Below are 23046 nucleotides of genomic sequence, written 5' to 3'. Positions count from 1 at the left end.
ATATATTTAAAATCAGCTTGTTTATCCATATAATACATTTATATATATTTTTTGTCAATAATTTTGCCGAATTTATGATTATTTTATTAAATATTTATAATTTATCATATAATTATGAATATCGTAAGAATATATAATAAACCAATAAGATTTGTAGAGATAAACTGTTTTTTTGAATTGACAGGAGTTTGATTAAATTTACTTAAATTTTAAAGGATTATTATATTTTTTTATAGAATATATTAAGATGTTGTTAACGTATTATTAAAATAATATCAAGGAGGGTAAAGTTATGTATGATAAAATGGCGGAACCATATAAAATAAAAATGGTTGAAAGAATAAGACTAATTCCTAGAGAAGAAAGAGAAAGAAAAATTAAGGAAGTAGGGTATAATGTTTTTGGTTTAAGAGGAGAAGATATTTTTATCGATTTACTTACAGACAGTGGTACAGGAGCTATGAGTGATAATCAGTGGGCTGGGATTATGCTTGGCGACGAATCTTATGCAGGTAGTAGAAACTTTTATAATTTAGAAAATAGTGTTAGAGATATAATTGGCTATAATTATGTAGTTCCTACGCATCAAGGTAGAGGCGCGGAAAACGTTTTATTCCCAATTCTTATAAAAAAAGGGCAGTATGTTTTAGGGAATATGCATTTTGATACTACTAAGGCTCATATTGAGTTGAAGGGTGGAAGAGCAGTTAACTTAATAATTGAAGATGCTTTTGACACACAAAAAGAACATCCTTTTAAAGGGAACTTTGATATTGAAAAATTAGAAAGATTTATCGAAGAAAAGGGAGTAGAAAATTGCGCTTTTATTTTAATAACTGTTACATGTAATAGTGCTGGAGGACAGCCTGTTTCAATGCAAAATATCAAAGAAGTGAGAAAAGTAGCTGACAAATATGGATTGAGAGTATTTTTTGATGCTGCAAGATTTGCTGAAAATGCTTACTTCATAAAACAAAGAGAAGAAGGATATAAAGATAAGAGCATACCGGAGATTATTAAAGAAATGTTTTCTTACGGTGATGGCTTAACAATGAGTGCTAAAAAAGATGGTATAGTAAATATTGGTGGTATGATAGCAATTAAAGAAGATGAAGAATTATATAACTTAGTTAGACAGATGTTAGTACCAATTGAAGGTTTTCCTACTTATGGTGGATTAGCTGGTAGAGATATGGAAGCTCTGGCTAGAGGATTAAGAGAAGTAGTGGATGAAGCTTATTTAAGTGCAAGGATTGGTCAGGTAGAATATCTAGGAAGAAGATTAGAAGAAGCAGGAATTCCTATACAAAAGCCTGTAGGTGGGCATGCAGTATTTGTTGATGCTAAGAAATTACTACCACATATCCCATATTATCAATTCCCTGCTCAAGCACTATGTGTGGAATTATATAAAGAGGCGGGAGTAAGAGCAGTAGAAATAGGTTCATTCTTGCTAGGTAGAGACCCTGACACAGGAGAACAAATAGAATCTCCACTAGAGTTATTAAGACTTACTATACCTAGAAGAGTATATACAAACAATCATATGGATGTTGTTGCAGAAGCACTTATTAATATAGCTAAGAGAAAAGACCAAATAAGAGGATATGAATTCGAGTATGAGCCTAAAATTTTAAGACACTTTACGGCTAGATTAAAGCCTGTAGAATAATGGGTGAGAGGTTTCTCTCTCCGTTATTCTACAGGCTTATCTGTTTCTTTTACTAAATTCTTTAAAGTTATTTGCTTTTATTTTCATAGATATTTAAAAAAATAAGTTTGTCAACAGTTTTAGGAGAATGAATGTTTCATTCTCCTAAAACTATGCATTTCTCTTTAAGTAATTTATTCTACAACCAACTTTATAATAAAACCTTTCTTAAAAAGTCTTTTGTTCTTGGATGTTGAGGATTATTAAATATTTCTTTAGGATGTCCTTCTTCAATAATCTTTCCTTCGTTCATAAAAACAACTCTATTTGCTACTTCTTTTGCAAAACCCATTTCATGGGTAACAATTACCATTGTCATACCTTCAGATGCTAATTCTTTCATAACATCCAAAACTTCTCCTACCATTTCCGGATCAAGGGCTGAAGTTGGTTCATCAAAAAGCATTACATCAGGGGACATAGCTAATGCTCTAGCAATAGCTATTCTCTGTTTTTGTCCTCCTGAAAGCTGATTAGGGTAACTATATGCCTTTTCTTCCAAACCAATTCTACGTAATAAATTAAATGCAACTTTTTCCGCTTCTTCTTTATTGATTTTTTTAACCTTTCTTGGTGCTAATGTAATATTGTCTAGAACAGTCATATGAGGAAAAAGGTTGAATTGCTGAAAAACCATACCCATTTTCTGTCTTTGTTTATTAATATCATTATTTTTATCTGTTATAGAAATTCCTTCAAAAATTATTTCACCTTTTGAGGGCTGTTCAAGGAGATTAAGACATCTTAAAAAAGTACTCTTTCCAGATCCACTTGGGCCTATAATAACAACTATCTCACCTTTTTTTATATGCATATCTATTCCTTTAAGAACATATAGATTTCCAAACTTTTTGTGCAAATTAGATACTTTGATCACCTACTCGCATCCTCCTTTCAGCAAGCCCTAACAATTTGGAAAGAGTAAATGTAATTATAAAATAAATTAATGCTACTACAATTAAGGGTTCGAATGGCTGAAAAGTATTGCCTCTTACTGTGTCTGCATTATACATAAGTTCATGTATGCCTATTATGGAGACAATTGAAGATTCCTTTATAACAACTATAAATTCATTACCTAGCGCAGGTAAAATATTTTTAAACGCCTGTGGGATTATTATATATTTCATTGCCATATTATGGGTCATTCCCAGAGATCTTGCTGCTTCCATCTGTCCTTTATCCACAGCTTGTATTCCTGCACGGATGATTTCAGCTACATAGGCAGCGCTGTTTATAGATAGAGCTATAATGCCTGCCAAAAAATCTGGTAAATTTATTCCTATATTAGGAAGCCCATAATAAATAATATACAATTGTACTAATAATGGTGTTCCTCTTATAAATTCTATATAAGATGTGGATATTATATTGAAAATGCGATTTTTAGATATTTTCATTAACGCTAGAAAAACACCAAATACAACACCAAGACATACTGAAAAAATAGCCAGTAAAACTGTATTTTTAACTCCATCAATAAAAAACATATAATATTTAGCTAAAAATGAAAAATCCAATATGCCCTACCTCCTAGTGTTCAGCAAAATTAGTTGTTTTCAGTCAATTCAGTTGCTTCTATAACAAATTTTTCTATACTCTTATCATTTATCAATCTATCAAGAGTTTTATTTATTGCTTCTAAAAGGTCAGTATTTCCTTTTTTTACAGCCACAGCAAAACCATCATCTTCAGCTTTAATTTTTATATCTAATAATTCTAAATCCTTATTTTTACTTACATAGGCTTTTCCAACTGATTCCTCTACAATCAATGCATCAATTTTATTATTTTTTAGTTGTAGTATAAGATCAGATACTTTACCAAGAGCTTTAATTTTTGAACCAGTAATCTGTTTTTTAGCTATTTCTTCTTGAATTGAGCCTTTTTGGACACCTACTATTTTATCATTTAAATCTTCCAATGATTTAATTTTGTCTTTGTCTTCAGCCCTAACTACAATGCCTTGAACGGTTGTATAGTAAACCTTTGAAAAGTCAACTTTCTTTTTTCTTTCTTCTGTTGGAGTCATACCAGCTATAACGAAATCGATTTTTCCAGCTTGTAAAGCTGCTAACAATCCATCAAAATTCATATCTTTAATTTCTAGTTCTACTCCAATGTCTTTTGCAATTTCTTTTGCTATGGAGATATCAAAACCTACAATTTCATCTTTGTTGTTTATTTCTTTGTGAAATTCATATGGTGGAAAGTCGGCACTTGTTCCAATTATTACTTTACCGGCTTTTTTAATTGCAGCAAGTTTTGACTCTTTTTTTTCTGACTCAATTTTTGATGAATTAGAATTGCTAGCTTTTTGTGAACATCCAGATAATGATAAAATCATAGGTATTATAAGTAAAATTGCTACTAATTTGATTATGTTTTTTTTAAGCATTTGATTATCTCCTCCTTTGCTTTTTATATACATAGCGACATTATACAACGATATGTATATATTTGCAATATTTTTTTTAAATATTAAAAAGAAATTTTTTATAAAACTTGCTAGTTTTGAAAAATCAGAAAATTAGTTCTATTCATACAAGGTTATACACAAGTGAAGATGCTAACATTCAGCTTTATGCTTTGTTCTAGTTCTTTTTTGACAATAAAAAATTTTTTGTGAAATGATATTTATATATGTATAATTATACATTTGCGTTTTTGCAAGATTTTATTCTGTGGTGGGAAATAACAATTTTCCACTTTACAATCGAAGGGTATTTCTATAATAACTTGACACTATCTTAATTAATTATTTATTGACAATTCATAAGTACTATGATATTTTTATCTGAAAGAACCTTTAACTTAGTCCTGTGAGGCTGAGAAGGTAATAAGTACCAATATAAATTTAATTTATACAGGGATATTTATACCTTCTTGCCCATAGGCAGAAGGTTTTTTCTATACCTTTAATTTAGTCCTGTGAGGCTAAATGGAAATTTGATAGGTTTATAATTTTCTATATGTCAAAATAAATATACAGAAGATTGATATATTTGGCAAAATTTTGACAGGAAAGTGGGGGAGTTTAGTGAGAAAATTTAAAAAGATATTGGTCGCTAATAGAGGAGAGATTGCTATAAGAATTTTTAGAGCTTGTCATGAACTGGGGATTAGGACAGTAGCTATTTATTCTAATGAAGATAAGTGCTCTCTTTTCAGGACTAAAGCAGATGAGTCCTATTTAATTGGTAAGAACAAAGGGCCTATAGAAGCATATTTAAGTATTGATGAAATAATAAACCTTGCATTAAAAAAAGGTGTAGATGCAATACATCCTGGATATGGATTTTTATCAGAAAATCCAGAATTTGCAAAGAAATGTGAAGAGGCAGGAATAGAATTTATTGGTCCAACTCATATAATGATGGAACAATTAGGAGATAAGATAAAATCAAAGTTAGTAGCAAAGAGTGTCGGGGTACCTACTATACCTGGAGTTGAAAAACCTATTAGTTCTGAAGAAGAAGCTATAAAATTTGCAAGATACTGTGGCTATCCAATTATCTTGAAGGCTGCTGCTGGTGGCGGTGGAAGAGGTATGAGGATAGTAAGAAATGAAGAAGATTTAATAAAAGAGTTTCATAGTGCAAAAAATGAGGCTAAAAAAGCCTTTGGAATAGATGATATATTTATCGAAAAATACATCGAAAAGCCTAAACATATTGAAGTACAGATTCTAGGGGACAAATATGGAAATATTGTGCATTTATATGAAAGAGATTGCTCTATACAGAGGAGACACCAGAAACTTATTGAATTTACTCCTGCTTTTTCTCTTCCAAAAGAAAAAAGGGAGGCTATCTGTAATGATGCTTTAAAAATAGCTAGAGCAGTGAATTACAGGAGTGCTGGAACAGTAGAATTTCTGGTAGACATGTATGGAAATCATTATTTTATAGAAATGAATCCGAGGATTCAAGTTGAGCATACTGTAACAGAAATGGTTACAGGTATAGATATTGTTCAAAGTCAAATTCTGATAGCTGAAGGATATCCATTGAATTCACCAGAAATAGGTATTTATTCTCAGAGTGATGTAGATATTAGAGGATATTCCATCCAATGCAGGATAACAACTGAAGACCCTTCAAATAACTTTGCTCCAGATACAGGTAGAATTGATGTATATAGAACAGGTTCAGGATTTGGTATAAGACTTGATGGAGGAAATGGCTTTACGGGTTCAATTATAAGTCCTTATTACGATAGTCTTTTAGTGAAAACTACTTCTTGGTCTAGAACTTTTGAGGATGCTGTAAGAAAGGCTATTCGTTCCATAAAAGAACTTAAAATCAGTGGAGTTAAAACTAATGCAGCCTTTTTAATAAATGTATTAAATCATGAGACTTTCTTAAAAGGTGAGTGTGATACTAATTTTGTTGCTGACAATCCGGAATTATTTGATATAGCTCCAAAGGCTGATGAAGAACTCAGAGTTCTTAAGTTTATTGGTGAAAAAGTAGTAAATGAAATTAAAGGAAATAAAAGGGAGTTTGATGTACCGATAGTACCTAAGGTAAAAATACCACCACATTTAAGTGGTACTAAGCAACTATTAGATGAAAAAGGATCTGAAGGAGTTGTAAAATGGATCAAAGAACAGCAAAAACTATTATTAACAGATACTACCATGAGAGATGCTCATCAATCACTAATGGCTACAAGGATGAGAACTAAAGATATGCTCGAAATTGCAAAGGCTACTTCTGTTTTGGCTAAGGATTTATTTTCCCTGGAAATGTGGGGAGGAGCTACTTTTGATGTTGCCTATAGATTTTTAAAGGAATCTCCATGGACTAGATTAGAAGAATTGAGAAAGAGGATACCTAATATTTTATTCCAAATGTTACTAAGGGGGGCTAATGGGGTAGGATATAAAAACTATCCAGATAATGTTATAAGGGAATTTATAAAAGAATCTGCAGCTAGTGGAATAGATGTGTTTAGAATATTTGATTCATTAAACTGGTTAAAGGGAATGGAAATAGCCGTAGATGAAGTGTTAAAGAGTGGAAAGATAGCGGAAGTTTGTATATGTTATACTGGAGACATCCTAGATGATAGCAGGGATAAATATACTTTAGAGTATTATGTGAATATGGCCAAAGAGATTGAAAAGATGGGGGCTCATATACTTGGTATAAAAGACATGTCAGCTTTATTAAAACCTTATGCTGCTTTTAAGCTTATTAAAGCACTAAAAGAGGAAATATCAATACCAATACATCTTCATACCCATGATACTAGCGGAAATGGAGTTGCAACAGTTTTAATGGCAGCAGAAGCTGGAGTGGACATTGTAGACACTGCTTTTAACAGTATGTCAGGATTAACGAGTCAGCCGGCTTTAAATTCTATAGTGGCAGCTTTAGAAAATACTTATAGAGACACGGGAATAAATCTCGATGATATTCAGAAAATCTCTGATTATTGGAGTGCAGTAAGGCCTGTTTATAGTCAATTTGAATCAGACTTAAAATCAGGTACAACAGAAATTTATAAGTATGAAATACCTGGAGGTCAGTATTCAAATTTAAAACCTCAAGTAGAAAGTTTTGGATTAGGCCATAGGTTTAGCGAAGTTAAGGAAATGTATAAAAAAGTAAATGAAATGTTAGGAGATATTATAAAGGTTACTCCATCTTCTAAAGTGGTAGGAGATATGGCAATATTTATGGTAAAAAATGACCTAACTCCTGAAAATATATATGAAAAAGCTAAAGATATGGCGTTCCCTGATTCAGTAGTAGCTTATTTTAAGGGAATGATGGGGCAACCAATGGGTGGTTTTCCTAAAAAACTTCAACAATTGGTTTTAAAAGGCGAAGAGCCTATTACTTGTAGGCCTGGTGAATTATTAGAGCCTGAGGATTTTGATAAAATAGAGAAATATTTAAAAGAAAAATTTAATATAGAACCTACTAAAAAAGATTTATTAAGCTATGCACTGTATCCTAAGGTATTTGAAGATTATCTAAAATATATTGATGAATTTGGGGACTTAAGCCGAATGGGAAGTGATGTATTTTTCCATGGATTATATGAGGGTGAAACCTGTGAAATAGAGATTGCTGAAGGTAAAGTTTTAGTTATAAAGCTTTTGGAGATAGGTAGACTGGATAATGAAGGAAATAGAACTGTTGTATTTGAGGTAAATGGTAACAGGAGAGAAATAAAGATACATGATAAGGCTAGCAATGTTAGAAGCCAAACTAATTTTACTAAAATGGCAGATCCTTCAAATAAACTAGAGGTAGGAGCTAGCATTCCGGGAACGGTAGTAGAGGTGCTTGTAAATGAGGGAGATGAAGTTAAAGAAAATCAAACTTTGGTAGTAATAGAGGCTATGAAGATGGAAACAAATATTAAATCTCCTGCATCTGGGATAGTAGAATTAGTAACTGTAAAAAAAGGACAGCAGGTCAAATCCGGGGAGCTATTGATTAAGTTGAAATAGAATTAAGAGAAGAACATTAAAAAGCAATAATATTCAAAAGGATTTTCTAGGTAATATATAGAATGTAGATGAAATATAATTGTTAAAAATTGTATGCAAGGGGGAGAAAATTTTGGGGAAGACATTAGGAATTATAGGTGGAATGGGGCCATTAGCTACAGTAAATCTATTTAAGAAAATTGTTTTACTTACTGATGCTAGATGTGATCAGGACCATTTAAATATATTAATTTATAATAATACATCTATACCTGATAGAACTGATTATCTTATAGGCTCTGGTGAAGATCCTACTGATTATCTGATAGAGTCAGCTCGAAAACTCGAATCAATGGGAGCAGATTATTTAATTATGCCTTGCAATACTGCCCATTACTTTTATGATAAGATAGTTGAACATATTAGCATACCTTTTCTTAATATGATAGAAGAGACGGCAAAATATATTACTAAGGAATATCCTCTTGAAAGGAAAGTAGGGCTTTTAGCGACAGAAGGAACCTGTAAAACTGGTGTGTATAACAATGTTCTAAATAAGTATGGGATAGATGTAATAAAACCAACCAAAGATAAACAGAAACATGTAACTGATTTGATTTATGATATAAAGAAGGGTAAGGCCAATATCAGTTTAGAAGGATATTATAATGTTATAGATGAATTAAAGGAAAAGGGGGTTAATATTTTTATATTAGGTTGTACAGAACTTTCTGTTGCATATGAAATGTTTAATATGGAAGGAAATTTTGTTGATCCAGTAGAAATACTTGCTAAAAAGGCTATAGGTTTTGCAGGTAAAAAAGTAAAAGGGGAGTGAGGGTATGTGAAAGGACAGAAGAGAATAAGGGACTATGGGATTATTATAGGAGAATTAAATCCGGGGGAAAAAAATGCTATAACAGATGTGAAAGGTGTAAAAGTAGGACATGTTACTTTAGATAATGGTTCTGTAAAAACTGGTGTTACGGCAATTTTGCCACATGAGGGGAATATATTTAAAGATAAAGTGATTGCAGCAAGTCATGTAATAAACGGATTTGGCAAAACTACAGGTACTATTCAGATTGAAGAGCTTGGAACTATTGAAACTCCTATAATTTTAACAAATACTCTTAGTGTTGGTTTGGCAAGTGATGCTTTAATTGAATATATGCTAAAAGAAAATGAAGATATAGGGGTTACAACAGGAACAGTAAATCCTGTAGTTTGTGAGTGTAATGATGGATATCTCAATGATATTAGAGGAAGACACGTAAAGAAAGAACATGTATTTGAAGCTATACAGAATGCAGATGTTGAGTTTGAAGAAGGTGCTGTAGGAGCTGGAACTGGGATGTCATGTTATGGGTTAAAAGGAGGAATAGGTTCAGCTTCTAGGCAAATTGAATTGAATAGTGAAATATATACAGTTGGGATACTTGTTTTATCTAACTTTGGCAAAAAAGAAAATTTAATTGTAAATGGTGTTAGAGTTGGTAAGATGATTAGTGAAAGAGATAAAGTTAAACATAATGAAAGTGATAAAGGTTCTATAATAATTATATTAGCGACAGATATACCGATGACTTCGAGACAGCTTAAAAGGATTTCAAGAAGAGCAGTTATAGGTCTTAGCAGAACCGGGTCATATATGGGGAATGGAAGTGGAGAGATAGTAATTGGCTTTACTACATCGAATAGAGTTAATCATTATGAAAAAGAGACTATGATTAATATAAAAATGTTTAATGAAAATAAAATAGATGTAGTGTTTAGAGCTGTAGCAGAAGCTACTGAAGAAGCTATTTTAAATTCTCTAATTTGTGCTGATACTACTAAAGGAAGAGATGGTCATATAAGATATTCATTAAAAGAATATATTGATTTAATATAGAAATTTCTGAATAAGAATATAGTAGCTAGCATATTGCTAGGACAATATTAAAAAATCATGAACTAAAGCGTTACTTTGTTTATCATGTAACTACTGAGGAAGTGGATTTTAATTTTTTCAAAAAATGGCTCTTTATCCTATTTAAATAGGATAAAGAGCCTAAAAATTTTCTTAGGACTGATAGAATTTCTATAAACTAATAACTTCATATTCTTGTTTTAAAGTATTTATAAACAATATCTTCTTTCTGAGAAGTTCTCCTCTTCCAATAAGTAGCTTTAGTATTTCACTTGTCATATTTATTTCATTTTAAAATATACGAATAACGAAAGACGAAAGGCTAATAACTAGGATACTTTATTAAAAGTATAATTGAAAGGATTATATTATGTGTTATAATAATATTAAATATTATTTTATCTTCTGTTTTTGCTAGGAGAGTGGCATAGATGAGAGAAGAGATTAGTGCAGGCGGGGTAGTTTATTTTGGTAATGCTATCCTGTTGCTTCGAAAATATAATGGCGATTGGGTATTACCTAAAGGGAAAGTAGAAGATAATGAAAAACTTAAAGAAGCAGCGGCTAGAGAAGTGTTTGAAGAAGGTGGTGTTAAAGCAGAAATAATAAAGTACTTAGGTAAAATAAATTATACATTTAGGCATATAGGCGAAAAAGAAGAAATAGTCAATAAAACTGTGCATTGGTTTTTGATGGCCGCAAAAAATATGGAGTGTATACCTTTAAAAAAAGAAGGATTCATAGATGCAAGATTTGTTCATATAAATAGAGCTACAGAACTTGCTAAGTATGATGATGAGAGGAAGATTATTGTTAAAGCGATAAAGGAAATGTAATATTGATTAATTTATAGGAGTAGATGTAAAATGTCATTCTCGTCTAAAACTAAAAATGAATTATCCAGATTAGAAATAGATAATGAGTGCTGTCTTATATCAGAGCTGGCAGCTTTAATACGTATGAGTGGTTCTATACAAATAATAGGTTTGGGAAAGGTAAATATTAAATTTTCAACAGAGAACGCAGCTATAGCTAGAAGAATCTTTACTTTATTAAAAAAATTGTATAATGTTCAATGTGAGGTTATGGTTAGGAAAAATAGGCAGTTAAAGAAAAATAATAGTTATTTGATGATTGTAAATAATGTAGATGAAGCAAAGCGAATATTGGAGGATACAGGTATTTTTACAAGGGATAGTAATAATCACTTTGAAATAAATTATGGTATACCAGATAAACTAGTAAAAAACAGATGTTGCAAAAGAGCATACATCCGAGGTGCTTTTTTAGGAGGAGGTTCTTTAAGCGACCCTGAAAAAACATATCATCTAGAATTTGTTACTAACAGTATTAAACATAGTGAAGATTTATGTAAATTAATAAATTCTTTTGGTTTAAATTCAAAAATTGTAATTAGAAAAGATAATTTTGTGGTATATATAAAAGAGGGAGAGCAAATAGTTGATTTGCTTAACATAATAGGTGCTCATACTGCGTTATTAAAGTTAGAGAATATTAGAATACTTAAAGACGTTAGGAATAATATAAATAGAATAGTAAATTGTGAAACTGCCAATTTAAGCAAGACCATTAATGCAGCATTGAGGCAGATAAAAAATATAGAATACATAGATAGAACTATTGGCATTGATAAATTGCCAGAAAACTTGGTAGATATTGCAAGATTAAGACTGATTAACAGAGAAGCAAGCCTTAAAGAACTAGGACAAATGTTAGATCCTCCTATAGGTAAATCTGGTGTAAACCATAGACTAAGAAAAATAGAACAAATAGCAGAAGAATTAAAAAAAGAGAGGGGGGAATTAGATGGAAAAGAGGACAATTACAGTAAAAAATAAAGCAGGATTACATGCTAGACCAGCAGCACTATTCGTACAAACAGCTGGGAAATTTTTAAGTGAAATTACTGTAAAAAAAGATGACAAAGAAGTTAATGCAAAGAGTATAATGGGAATCATGGCTTTGGGAGTATCCCAAGGTAATGAGATTACTATAATAGCTAGAGGTGAAGATGAAAAAGAAGCTGTGGAGGCTTTAGTAGACTTATTAGAAAATAAGTTAGATGAAGAGTAGGTTGTACCTACTCTTTTTTTATTACTTATCATATGTTTAATTTGAGCTATTGGATAGCAATTATCATTTTTAAGCTATAATTAAAACTTAATTACTATATGAATTTATTTAGTGATAATATAGTACTATTTTTATGTATAAATTAAATGTTTTTTTGATACAATTTGGACAATTAAGAAAATTTAGTTTATAATATTATTAACGATTATTATGAAAAGGTTGGGTAAATATGAAATTAATAGCAATTGAGGATTTGACACAAGGGATGAAAGTAGCAAAGCCTGTCTATAAATCGAATGGCAGCGTTTTGCTGAGTGAAGGAATAGTACTTAAAGATTCGTATATACAAAAGCTAAAGGAACTAGACATAAAACGAATATACGTCTATGATGATGAATATACTCAGGATATAATAAAAAAAGATACTAGAGATAAAGCAAAAAAGCTAATAAAGAACGTAATGAATGAATTGAACGTTTCAAGTGAAGTACATATCGATGAGATTCTTATTATAGTGAACCAGATTATAGAAGAAATACTTTCTAAAGATGAACTTCTTATAAGGTTAGAAGAAATTAGAACAGTAGATGAATATACTTTTGGACATTCTATTAATGTATCTGTTTTGTCAATTATTACTGGTGCATGTTTAGGGTATACAAAAGAAAAGCTAAAAGAATTAGGCGTTGGTGCAATGCTTCATGACATAGGAAAAGTTAGAGTGCCTGATAGCATATTAAATAAGCCAGGCAAACTTACAAAACAGGAGTTTCTTGAAATTAAAAAACATACAATCTATGGTTATGACATACTTAAAACTATAAAAGACATAAGTGAAACGAGTAGACTTATAGCTTTATATCATCATGAAAGAATTGACGGACATGGATATCCTCTAAGTATAAAAGGAGATGAGATACACGAATTTGCAAAAATTGTATCGATAGCAGATGTATATGATGCTTTAACTTCTGATAGAGTTTATAAAAAGAGGATAAAAAATTATCAGGCTGTTGAGTATTTGTTAACGATGAGAGGGCATCAGTTTGATTATGACATTACAAAAATATTTGTTAACAATATAGCTTTATATTCCATTGGAGAAGGAGTACTTTTAAATACTGGTGAGAAAGGAGTTGTAATAAAAGTTAATAAAGATTTTCCAACAAGACCTGTTATAAAAATTTTATATGACAGTAAAGGAGATAGATTAATCAAGCCAGTAGATGTTGACTTGATGCTTGAAAATTCAAAAGTAATAATAGATACTGTTGATGATATAAAGTAATAGTTTTTTGGTATAATTAAGATAGTGATTTATCACTATCTTTTTTTCTATTTAATTTCTGCCCCTTTAAGGAGTGTTGATTAAATGACTAAACATGAAAAAATAATTAAATATATAGAGGAATTAGAAGTTGGTTCAAAAATTTCTGTAAGAAGTATTGCACAGCAATTAGATGTTAGTGAGGGGACAGCTTATAGAGCTATAAAAGAGGCAGAGAGTAGAGAAATTGTTAAAACGATGCCGAGAGTAGGAACTGTCAGAATAAAAAAAGTTGAAAAAGGTAATATTGAGAAATTGTCATTTGCCGAAGTCGTTAATATAGTAGAAGGTTCTATACTTGGCGGGCATGAAGGAATTCATAAAATGTTGAATAAATTTATAATAGGAGCTATGACTATAAAGGAAATGGAAAAATATTTACAGCCTGGTAGTTTAGTTATAGTTGGAGATAGAGAAGAAGTTTATGAGAAAGCACTAGATAAAGGTTGTGCGATATTGATAACTGGTGGTTTTGGATGTAGCGAACGTATAAAAGAAAAAGCGAATATAAAAAAACTTCCTATAATTACAACAGCTTATGATACCTTTACAATAGCTACTATAATAAATAAGGCTATATATGAAAGAAAAATAAAGAAAGATATCTTATTAGTTGAAAATATAATGGACAAGAATCCTCCATATATGTTTGAATATCAAAATATTGGCGAATGGAAACAAAATGTAATCACACGTAAATTAAGCAGTTTTACAATTGTTGATAAAGATATGAACGTAGTTGGAATAGTAACTCCTAAAGATGTTACTGGTATCGAAGATAAAGTACTTTTAAAAGAAGTAATGACCAAAGAACCGATTACTTTGCCGAGAACAACTTCTGTTGCTTATGTTTCTCATATAATGACTTGGGAAAATATAGAGATAATTCCAATAGTAAATGGTAAAAAATTAATAGGAGTTGTAAATAGACAAGATGTAATTAGAGCTTTAAGATACATGAAAAGCCAGCCACATATAGGTGAAACTGTAGAAGATATGATTATTGATAATTTTAATTTAGAGATAATGAGCAATGGATTAAGATTTAAAGGTGAAGTTATACCACTAATGCTAAATCAGTTAGGGGCTGCAAGTTGTGGTACAATGGCTATGATTATGGCAGCGGCAGGTTCTATTACCATTAAAGAGAAGAAACATTATGATGTATTTACTGATAGTTTTATGGTATACTTTATAAAACCTTTACAAGTTGACAATAAAATTGAAATAGTTACAGATATAATAGATATGGGGAGAAACTTCTGTAAGGTTGATATAGAAATATTACACAACAAGGATGTAGTAGCTAAAGCAATGATGTCAGCAAAAATTTTGAAAAAGTAAGTTTAAAGTTTAATATTTCACATATGGGGATGTGTTAATATGGAAAACATAAAAAAATTTGTGCATTTGCATGTCCATACTGAATATAGCTTATTAGATGGAGCTGCTAGGATCAGTAAGCTTATAGATAGGGTTAAGGAGTTAGGAATGGATAGCATAGCTATTACTGATCACGGCTCCATGTTTGGTGTTGTAGAGTTTTATAGAACTGCATTAAAAAAAGGAATAAAGCCAATTATTGGTTGTGAGGTATATATCTCAAGAGGTAAATATACAGAAAAGGACCCTAATAGAGATAAGTTTCAATACCATTTAGTTTTACTTGCTGAAAATAATGAGGGATATTCTAATTTAATTAAGATAGTTTCAGAAGGTTATGTAAATGGATACTATTATAAGCCTAGAGTAGACTCAACTGTATTGAGTAGATATAGTAAAGGCATAATAGCTTTAAGTGCTTGTCTTGGTGGGGAAGTTCAGTATCATATACTTAACAATAATTACAAAAAGGCTAAAGAAGTAGCACTTAAATATAGAGAAATATTTGGTAAAGATAATTTTTATTTAGAACTTCAAGACCACGGAATGAAAGATCAGAAATATGTAAATAATGAGCTAATCAGATTGAGTAGAGAAACTAATATACCACTTGTTGCTACTAATGACGTTCATTATATTAATCAAAATGATGCTAAAGTGCATGATATTCTTTTGTGTATCCAAACGGGCAAGACAATTAACGATAAGGATAGAATGAGATTTCCAACTTCTGAATTTTACTTAAAATCACCTGAAGAGATGTGTAGTCTATTTCCAAACATACCTGAAGCAATTGAAAACACAGTAAAAATAGCTCAGAGATGTAATGTAGAGTTTGATTTTAATACTTTACATTTACCTAAATATGATGTACCTGAAGGATATACCAATTCACAATACTTGAGAAAACTATGTTACGAAGGACTTAAGAAGAGATATAAGGTAATTACAGATGAGATAAAAGAAAGGCTTGATTATGAAATTAATATTATAGAAAGTATGGGTTATGTTGACTATTTCTTGATAGTGTGGGACTTTATTAAGTTTGCAAAGGATAATGGAATAATGGTAGGCCCTGGAAGAGGCTCGGCAGCAGGAAGCTTGGTTTCTTACACTTTAGGAATTATTGACATAGATCCTCTTAAATATGGTTTAATTTTTGAGAGATTTTTAAATCCTGAAAGGGTTACTATGCCCGATATAGATATAGATTTCTGCTATGAGAGAAGAGAAGAAGTTATCAATTATGTTATAAATAAATATGGAAAAGATAGAGTAGCACAAATAGTAACTTTTGGTACTATGGCAGCAAGAGGTGCTATCAGGGATGTTGGTAGAGCTTTAGATATGCCATATGGAGATGTGGATTATATAGCAAAACAAATACCTATGGAATTAGGAATAACTATAGATAAGGCATTAGAGACTAATAATAAGCTATTTAAATTATATCAAGAAGATGAAAAAGTAAGAGAGTTAATCGATTTGGCAAGAGCTGTTGAAGGAATGCCAAGACATACTTCAATACATGCTGCAGGGGTAGTTATTTCAAAAGAACCTATAACAGAATATGTTCCTTTATCAAGGAATAATGATTCAATAACTACTCAATTCACTATGACTGAGCTTGAAGAACTAGGATTATTAAAAATGGATTTCTTAGGGCTTAGAACGCTTACGGTAATTAGAAATGCTATTGAGTTAATTAAGCAAAACTATGGGATTGAAGTAGATTTTTCTAATTCTAATTATGATGATAAAAAAGTATATGAAATGTTTAGTAAAGGTGAAACTCTAGGAGTATTCCAATTTGAAAGTTCTGGAATGAGACAATTTCTTAAAGAATTAAAGCCTACATCATTTGAAAATATAATAGCGGCAAATTCACTATTTAGACCAGGACCAATGAAGCAGATACCAAAATATATCGAAAATAAGAATAATCCTAGTAAGATAAAATATGCTCATCCAAAACTTGAGCCAATACTAGGAGTAACTTATGGCTGTATGGTTTACCAAGAGCAAGTAATGCAGATAGTTAGAGATATTGGTGGCTTTAGCATGGGGCGTTCAGACTTAGTTAGAAGAGCTATGGGTAAAAAGAAAATGGACGTAATGGAAAGAGAAAGAAAACATTTTATATATGGTAAGTTAAATGAAAATGGAGAGGTTGAGATTCCTGGTGCAATAAGAAACGGTGTAGACGAAGAAACAGCGAATAAGATATATGATGAAATGATAGACTTTGCAAAATATGCATTTAATAAATCGCATTCTGCTGCCTATGCTGTCTTAGCATATCAAACGGCATGGCTTAAATGTTATTATCCAGTTGAGTTTATGGCTGCATTGATATCGAGTGTTATGGGAAATACAAATTCAGTTTCATTGTATATACAAGAATGTAAAAGGCTTGGTATTGAAATTTTACCACCAGATGTAAACGAAAGTTATAGTAATTTTACGGTCAATGAAGGGAAAATAAGATTTGGATTAGCAGCTGTAAAAAATGTAGGAATACCTGCTATTGAAGCTATTATTAAAGCGAGAGAAACAGGTGGAAAATTTAAAAGTTTTACAGATTTTTGTAAGAGAGTAGACTTAAATTCTGTAAATAAAAGGGCAGTAGAGAGTCTGATAAAATGTGGAGCATTCGATTCGTTAGGAGTAAAGAGAGCACAGCTTTTAGCAGTATATGAGAGAGTTATGGAAAGCATACATCAAGATAAAAAAAGAAATATAGAAGGACAATTTTCATTGTTTGAATCTATTTCTGATTCTAATAAAGAGGTTTATACAGATGATTTACCAGATATAGAAGAATTTCCTGATAAAATTCTTTTATCTATGGAAAAAGAGATGCTGGGTATATATTTAAGTGGGCATCCATTAGCGTCTTACGAAAAAGAATTAAAAAGGATTTCAAATATAACTACAAGTGAAATATATGAGTCATTAGAGGAAACTGAAAACGAAAATGAGAATCTTGAATTCTTGGATGGTAAGGAAGTTGTCATTGGAGGAGTTATTACGAGTAAGAAAAATAAAATTACTAAAAACAACAACATTATGGCTTTTGCAACTCTTGAGGATTTATATGGTTCTATAGAATTAATAATCTTTCCTGCTACGTATGAGAGATATTCAAATTATATAAATGAGGATAGTTTAGTAATAGTAAAAGGTAGATTAAGCATACATGAAGAAGAAGAGCCTAAAATTATTTGTGATAGTTTTAGCCCTCTCACTAAAACGAATAGAGAGAAACTATATTTAAAGATACCTAAGAATAAATCATTGAGTGTGCTAAATGAGATTAAAAGCATACTTTCAAACTATACAGGTAATGTCCCTGTATATGTATATTTAGAGAATAAGAATAGAACAATAATGGCAGAGAGGGATTATTGGGTAGATGCAACAAATGATAAATTAATAAATAATTTGAAAAAACTATTAGGACAGGATTGTGTTAAAGTTTGCTAGAGTAGATGCTATTGCACATATTATTTAATCAGAGAAGTGTTTATGATATTTTTAGATGAAGTATCTTTAAGTAGATTATTATTTGTCAATTTGTTTTTAGTGTAAAACTGTATTTTATATGTTATAATATGTGTATTAGTTCTATTTAGCGCATTAATTTTTAGAAAACATATTGAAATATATAATTAGTTAGGGTAGAATAGAAAATTGTAATATTATACAAAAAATATTTTTTATGATATATGGGACATTTTATGACCATGATGGTAGAAAAGTGAGGAGGTAATAGAAATGAAAACTATAGGAGTTTTGACAAGCGGTGGAGACGCTCCTGGTATGAATGCTGCGGTTAGAGCAGTTGTAAGAACAGCAATATATAATGGACTTAAGGTAATGGGAGTAAAACAAGGATATAATGGGCTTATTAATGGTAATATTGAGGAGATGAATTTATCATCTGTAGCAGACATTATACATAGAGGTGGAACTATATTAAGAACAGCAAGATGTGAAGAATTTAAAACTGAAGAAGGTAGAAAGAAAGCTCTTACAGTTTTAAAAGTTTTCGGAATTGAAGGTTTAGTAGTTATAGGTGGGGACGGTTCGTTCCAGGGAGCAAAAAAATTAAGTGAGTTAGGTATTCCTACAATTGGTATTCCAGGTACTATAGATAATGATTTAGGTTATACTGACTATACAATAGGTTTCGATACAGCTGTTAATACAGTTTTAGATGCGATTAGTAAAATAAGAGATACATCAACTTCTCATGGTAGAGCAGTAATAGTAGAGGTTATGGGTAGACATTGTGGAGACATAGCTTTATATGCAGGTCTTGCTGGAGGAGCAGAAAGTGTTATTGTTCCAGAAGAAGGATTCGATATAGATGATGTATGTAAAAGATTAATTCAGGGAAGAAATAGAGGTAAATTACACAGTATAATTTTATTAGCAGAAGGTGTAGGTAGAGCTTATGAATTAGGTCAAGAAATTCAGGAAAAAACAGGTATAGAGACTAGAGTTACTGTATTAGGCCATATTCAAAGAGGAGGAAGTCCAACAGCTTTCGATAGGATTTTAGCAAGTAAAATGGGAGCTAAAGCTGTAGAATTATTATTAGAAGGTAAATCGGGTAGAGTAATAGGTGTTAAAGGAAATGAGTTATTTGATATGGATATTGATGAAGCACTTTCATTAGAGAAAAACTTTGATAAAGGTATGTATAATTTGACTAAGATACTTTCAATATAATAACAGGAGGTTATGCAAATGAAACGCACAAAAATAGTTTGTACAATAGGGCCTTCATCAGAGAATGAAGAGGTTTTAAGACAGCTTATTCTAAATGGTCTTAATGTTGTTAGATTAAACTTTTCACATGGTGATCATGAAGAGCATAAAAGAAGAATAGATTTAGTTAAAAAATTAAGAGAAGAGTTAGATATGCCTGTAGCTATTATGTTGGATACTAAAGGGCCAGAGATTAGAACAGGTAACTTTGAAAGAGGAGCAGAAGAATTAAAAGAAGGTCAAGAATTTATTCTTACAACAAGAGATGTTTTAGGAAATGATAAGATTTGCAGCATCACTTATAAGGGATTACCTAATGATGTGAAAAAAGGAGATATTATACTTATAGATGATGGACTAATTGGTTTAGAAGTTATAGATATCATAGATGGTACTGATATAAAATGTATTGTAAAAAACGCTGGAACAATTAAGAATAAAAAAGGAGTTAACGTACCAGGAGTAAAAGTAAATCTTCCTGCTATAACTGAAAAAGATAGAGCAGATATAGAGTTTGGTATCAAGAATGGAATTGATTTTATAGCTGCTTCATTTATTAGAAAAGCTGCAGACGTTATAGAGATAAGAAAGATTTTAGAAGAGAATAATGCAGAACATATACAAATTATTTCAAAAATAGAGAACCAAGAAGGTGTGGACAATATAGATGAAATACTAGAGGTATCTGATGGTATAATGGTAGCAAGAGGAGACCTTGGAGTTGAAATACCAACAGAAGAAGTGCCATTAGTACAAAAAATGATTATTAGAAAATGTAATGAAGCAGGTAAACCTGTAATTACAGCAACTCAAATGCTAGATTCAATGATAAGAAACCCAAGACCAACAAGAGCAGAGACTACTGACGTAGCAAATGCTATTATGGATGGAACTGATGCAATAATGCTATCAGGTGAAACTGCAGCAGGTAAATATCCTGTAGAAGCAGTTAAAACAATGGCTAATATAGCAAAGAGAACAGAGGCATCACTTGATTACAAAGCGATTTTAAGATCAAAAACAGTAGGTAAAGATATTACAATTACAAATGCAATAAGTCATGCGACTTGTGCAACAGCTGAAGATTTAGGAGCTACAGCAATTATAACAGCAACTTCATCAGGATATACAGCAAAAGCTGTATCAAAATTCAGACCAAGTGCTCCGATTATTGCAGCTACACCAAATAAGCAGGTTATGAGAAGATTAGCTATAGTTTGGGGAGTATATCCAATATATGCAGAGCATTCAGGTTCAACTGATGAAGTAATAGAAGTATCTGTAAAAAAAGCACTTGAAAAAGGATTAATAAATAGTGGTGATTTAGTAGTTATTACAGCTGGAGTTCCTGTAGGAGTAGCTGGTAGTACAAACTTAATAAAAGTACACATAGTAGGAGATGTAGTATTAAAGGGTACTGGTATAGGTAATAAGACAGCAATTGGTAAAGTATGTATAGCACAAAATGCAGAAGAAGCTGAAAAGAAATTTAATGATGGAGATATATTAGTTACAGTGAATACTGATAAAGAAATGGTTAAATATATGGAAAGAGCAGCTGCCGTTATAACAGAAAAAGGTGGGTTAACTTCACATGCTGCTATTGTTGGTATTAATATAGGAAAACCTGTAATAGTAGGAGCAGAAAATGCAACTAAAGAACTAAAAGACGGAGAAACTGTAACAGTAGATTGTATAAGAGGTTTAGTGTATAAAGGAAAGACACAGGTATTATAAAAAAGTCTTCTATTAAAATATTTTTAAGGTAGACTTTTTTGAAACACATTACAAAAATTATATTTTATAAAATTAGAAATATAATTTTCTATGTGTTATAAAAAGTAGTGGTTTTATTCCACTACTTTTTGTTTTTAACTGCATTTGAAATTTATTTTTTAAGTAAAAAACACTTCATATATTCCCATATGAAGCGTTTTTTTAATATTATGAAAATTTGTGAAATCTGACTCCTTTATTCCCGTAACTCTTTTATAGCTCCTAAACAACTTTTTATATAAGAAACTGTATATGTTACAAACGCTAAAATATAAATACCAAAAAATACTCTTAATATAAAATTTTCTATAGGTATAAATTGCATCGTTATAAAAGCTTCATAATACAACGGTAAAGATAACAAATACATGTTTTCTAAAAGAAATGGCATCCAAGACATATTCAATACTAATAGTACACTCCAAACACTTAATGTAAGTATTGATACTTTTTTATTTTTATACACTAAATCAATAATACATAAAGCTGTTGCAATTAGAGTGATAAATCTATAGATGCTATACGGTATTTCCATTATGGGTTGATACCATACTGTTGAATCACCCGTATATTTTATAGGACCACCATTTACAAAATCCATATTATCAAAGCTATTATAACCATCATAGTTTATATATTCGTAAATCATAAATGATGTTTATATTAAAAATACACAAATTATTAGAAATGGTATAATATACTTAATAAACCAAGTAATTACCATTCTATTTTTCATCTGCTTTATCTCCTAACTCTTTTATAAGTATATGTTTTATCTTCTAAAGTTTCCTATCCATTAGTTTCATCAGGGGAATAATCCTCCTGACTAATTCCACCTGCTTCTAATATTTGAGAAGCAAAGTTTGTACAATCACTAATAAACTTATCATATTTAGGTGTATTATATGATGTTGCATAAATGGCTTTATTTACAGTCTTGTTTATAGTAATTATTATACTCTCTAATTCCAATTTTGTAAACATTTTCATTGTAAATATTTTTCGGCATAATTCGTATTTTCTTATCCACGATATTTTTTATTCTTTTTTTCAAAAAGAAGAGGTGGATTAAAAATGTTTCTATTTTCCAATTACTGCCCCAAAGCTATATACCTACGGTGTAGATAATCCAATAGTAGCTATAGAGAACTTTACAGCAATTACTTTAAGAAATGTTATAGGGGAACTAGAACTTGATGAAATATTAACATTAAGGACAAAGATGAGAAGCATATTAGATGATAGGATATAAGAGTAGGCTTGTAAGGCCTACTCTCTATAATTTACAAGGGGTTATATCAAAAGTGTTTTATAATTTTTTCATATACATCATTCGGAACTTTATAATATCTATTTACCATTTTATCATATTAATATATCATATTTATAATATTTTTTTGTTTCTGATCAGCAATAGGTAATAAATATAATAAGCTTAGTTTTTGTCTAATTACTGACATAAATCCAATTAGCACTAGACACCAAAATGAATCATATATTTATTCTCTTGTTTTGCTTTTCTGATTAGTTTCAACAACTCCATAAGGCTATAATCTTGTTTAATTCTAGGATCATTAGAAACTATAGTTTCAAATATTGATAATGATTCGGGTGGTATT

Annotated in this window: 17 protein-coding genes; 12 read left to right on the top strand and 5 right to left on the bottom strand. The window is 30.7% G+C overall.

What is annotated here, in order from left to right; translation table 11 throughout:
- Positions 1 to 292 precede the first annotated feature (292 nt).
- Positions 293 to 1672, top strand: coding sequence for a tryptophanase (locus AB4Y15_RS08760; protein WP_427339807.1), 1380 nt, complete (start codon positions 293 to 295; stop codon positions 1670 to 1672).
- A 190-nt stretch (positions 1673 to 1862) separates the two neighbouring features.
- On the opposite strand, the gene AB4Y15_RS08755 is transcribed toward AB4Y15_RS08760, so the two are convergent.
- The 3 genes from AB4Y15_RS08755 to AB4Y15_RS08745 are packed head-to-tail and all read right to left on the bottom strand — an operon-like array spanning position 1863 to position 4109.
- Positions 1863 to 2588: an amino acid ABC transporter ATP-binding protein gene (locus AB4Y15_RS08755; RefSeq protein ID WP_427339805.1), complete on the bottom strand. Its 726-nt coding sequence runs from the start codon at positions 2586 to 2588 to the stop codon at positions 1863 to 1865.
- Positions 2572 to 3231: an amino acid ABC transporter permease gene (locus AB4Y15_RS08750; protein ID WP_427339803.1), complete on the bottom strand. Its 660-nt coding sequence runs from the start codon at positions 3229 to 3231 to the stop codon at positions 2572 to 2574. The genes AB4Y15_RS08755 and AB4Y15_RS08750 overlap by 17 nt, the downstream gene beginning before the upstream one ends.
- A 29-nt stretch (positions 3232 to 3260) precedes the next feature.
- Entirely contained in the window at positions 3261 to 4109 is an 849-nt protein-coding gene (locus AB4Y15_RS08745; RefSeq protein ID WP_427339801.1) for a transporter substrate-binding domain-containing protein, read from the bottom strand.
- A 642-nt stretch (positions 4110 to 4751) separates the two neighbouring features.
- On the opposite strand from AB4Y15_RS08745, the gene AB4Y15_RS08740 reads away from it, so the two are divergent.
- The 11 genes from AB4Y15_RS08740 to pyk all read left to right on the top strand — a co-directional run bounded on the left by AB4Y15_RS08740 (position 4752) and on the right by pyk (position 21388).
- A complete protein-coding gene (locus AB4Y15_RS08740) occupies positions 4752 to 8180 on the top strand; it encodes a pyruvate carboxylase (RefSeq protein WP_427339799.1) in 3429 nt (1142 codons plus the stop codon).
- A 112-nt stretch (positions 8181 to 8292) separates the two neighbouring features.
- Complete coding sequence (gene cuyB, locus AB4Y15_RS08735) at positions 8293 to 8997, top strand: cysteate racemase (protein ID WP_427339797.1); 705 nt, start codon at positions 8293 to 8295, stop codon at positions 8995 to 8997.
- 6 nt (positions 8998 to 9003) lie between these two features.
- Entirely contained in the window at positions 9004 to 10053 is a 1050-nt protein-coding gene (locus AB4Y15_RS08730) for a DmpA family aminopeptidase (RefSeq protein WP_427339795.1), read from the top strand.
- Positions 10054 to 10502: 449 nt separating this feature from the next.
- Positions 10503 to 10907, top strand: a complete 405-nt coding sequence (locus tag AB4Y15_RS08725; protein ID WP_427339793.1) for an NUDIX hydrolase — start codon at positions 10503 to 10505, stop codon at positions 10905 to 10907.
- A 30-nt stretch (positions 10908 to 10937) separates the two neighbouring features.
- Complete coding sequence (whiA, locus tag AB4Y15_RS08720) at positions 10938 to 11930, top strand: DNA-binding protein WhiA (protein WP_427339791.1); 993 nt, start codon at positions 10938 to 10940, stop codon at positions 11928 to 11930.
- Complete coding sequence (locus AB4Y15_RS08715; RefSeq protein WP_427339789.1) at positions 11899 to 12165, top strand: HPr family phosphocarrier protein; 267 nt, start codon at positions 11899 to 11901, stop codon at positions 12163 to 12165. The genes whiA and AB4Y15_RS08715 overlap by 32 nt, the downstream gene beginning before the upstream one ends.
- Positions 12166 to 12394: 229 nt before the next feature.
- Entirely contained in the window at positions 12395 to 13453 is a 1059-nt protein-coding gene (locus tag AB4Y15_RS08710; protein WP_427339787.1) for an HD-GYP domain-containing protein, read from the top strand.
- Between the two features lie 84 nt (positions 13454 to 13537).
- Positions 13538 to 14836, top strand: coding sequence for a DRTGG domain-containing protein (locus tag AB4Y15_RS08705; RefSeq protein WP_427339785.1), 1299 nt, complete (start codon positions 13538 to 13540; stop codon positions 14834 to 14836).
- Positions 14837 to 14875: 39 nt separating this feature from the next.
- Complete coding sequence (locus tag AB4Y15_RS08700; protein ID WP_427339784.1) at positions 14876 to 18361, top strand: DNA polymerase III subunit alpha; 3486 nt, start codon at positions 14876 to 14878, stop codon at positions 18359 to 18361.
- A 291-nt stretch (positions 18362 to 18652) separates the two neighbouring features.
- The gene (pfkA, locus tag AB4Y15_RS08695; protein WP_427339782.1) at positions 18653 to 19612 is read left to right on the top strand and encodes a 6-phosphofructokinase; all 960 of its coding nucleotides are present in this window, start codon (positions 18653 to 18655) and stop codon (positions 19610 to 19612) included.
- Positions 19613 to 19630: 18 nt separating this feature from the next.
- Positions 19631 to 21388 carry a pyruvate kinase gene (pyk, locus tag AB4Y15_RS08690; RefSeq protein WP_427339780.1) on the top strand — a complete coding sequence of 586 codons (1758 nt, stop codon included), beginning with the start codon at positions 19631 to 19633 and terminating at the stop codon, positions 21386 to 21388.
- 235 nt (positions 21389 to 21623) lie between these two features.
- On the opposite strand, the gene AB4Y15_RS08685 is transcribed toward pyk, so the two are convergent.
- Together AB4Y15_RS08685 and AB4Y15_RS08680 are read right to left on the bottom strand one after the other, a co-directional pair.
- Positions 21624 to 22028, bottom strand: a complete 405-nt coding sequence (locus AB4Y15_RS08685; protein WP_427339779.1) for a hypothetical protein — start codon at positions 22026 to 22028, stop codon at positions 21624 to 21626.
- A 188-nt stretch (positions 22029 to 22216) separates the two neighbouring features.
- A complete protein-coding gene (locus AB4Y15_RS08680) occupies positions 22217 to 22417 on the bottom strand; it encodes an amidase domain-containing protein (RefSeq protein ID WP_427339777.1) in 201 nt (66 codons plus the stop codon).
- Between the last annotated feature and the right edge of the window lie 629 nt (positions 22418 to 23046).

Origin of the sequence: Caloranaerobacter longqiensis (assembly GCF_050286925.1) — a bacterium.
Classification (GTDB): domain Bacteria; phylum Bacillota; class Clostridia; order Tissierellales; family Thermohalobacteraceae; genus Caloranaerobacter.
This window is presented reverse-complemented; position numbering and strand designations above follow the sequence as displayed.

What these genes read in the sequence shown, in the direction of transcription:
- AB4Y15_RS08760 (WP_427339807.1), top strand. Translation starts at nt 293, where the DNA reads ATGTATGATAAAATGGCGGAACCATATAAAATAAAAATGGTTGAAAGA.
- AB4Y15_RS08745 (WP_427339801.1), bottom strand. Translation starts at nt 4,109, where the DNA reads ATGCTTAAAAAAAACATAATCAAATTAGTAGCAATTTTACTTATAATA.
- AB4Y15_RS08725 (WP_427339793.1), top strand. Translation starts at nt 10,503, where the DNA reads ATGAGAGAAGAGATTAGTGCAGGCGGGGTAGTTTATTTTGGTAATGCT.
- whiA (WP_427339791.1), top strand. Translation starts at nt 10,938, where the DNA reads ATGTCATTCTCGTCTAAAACTAAAAATGAATTATCCAGATTAGAAATA.
- AB4Y15_RS08715 (WP_427339789.1), top strand. Translation starts at nt 11,899, where the DNA reads ATGGAAAAGAGGACAATTACAGTAAAAAATAAAGCAGGATTACATGCT.
- AB4Y15_RS08710 (WP_427339787.1), top strand. Translation starts at nt 12,395, where the DNA reads ATGAAATTAATAGCAATTGAGGATTTGACACAAGGGATGAAAGTAGCA.
- AB4Y15_RS08705 (WP_427339785.1), top strand. Translation starts at nt 13,538, where the DNA reads ATGACTAAACATGAAAAAATAATTAAATATATAGAGGAATTAGAAGTT.
- AB4Y15_RS08700 (WP_427339784.1), top strand. Translation starts at nt 14,876, where the DNA reads ATGGAAAACATAAAAAAATTTGTGCATTTGCATGTCCATACTGAATAT.
- pfkA (WP_427339782.1), top strand. Translation starts at nt 18,653, where the DNA reads ATGAAAACTATAGGAGTTTTGACAAGCGGTGGAGACGCTCCTGGTATG.
- pyk (WP_427339780.1), top strand. Translation starts at nt 19,631, where the DNA reads ATGAAACGCACAAAAATAGTTTGTACAATAGGGCCTTCATCAGAGAAT.
- AB4Y15_RS08685 (WP_427339779.1), bottom strand. Translation starts at nt 22,028, where the DNA reads ATGGATTTTGTAAATGGTGGTCCTATAAAATATACGGGTGATTCAACA.
- AB4Y15_RS08680 (WP_427339777.1), bottom strand. Translation starts at nt 22,417, where the DNA reads ATGAAAATGTTTACAAAATTGGAATTAGAGAGTATAATAATTACTATA.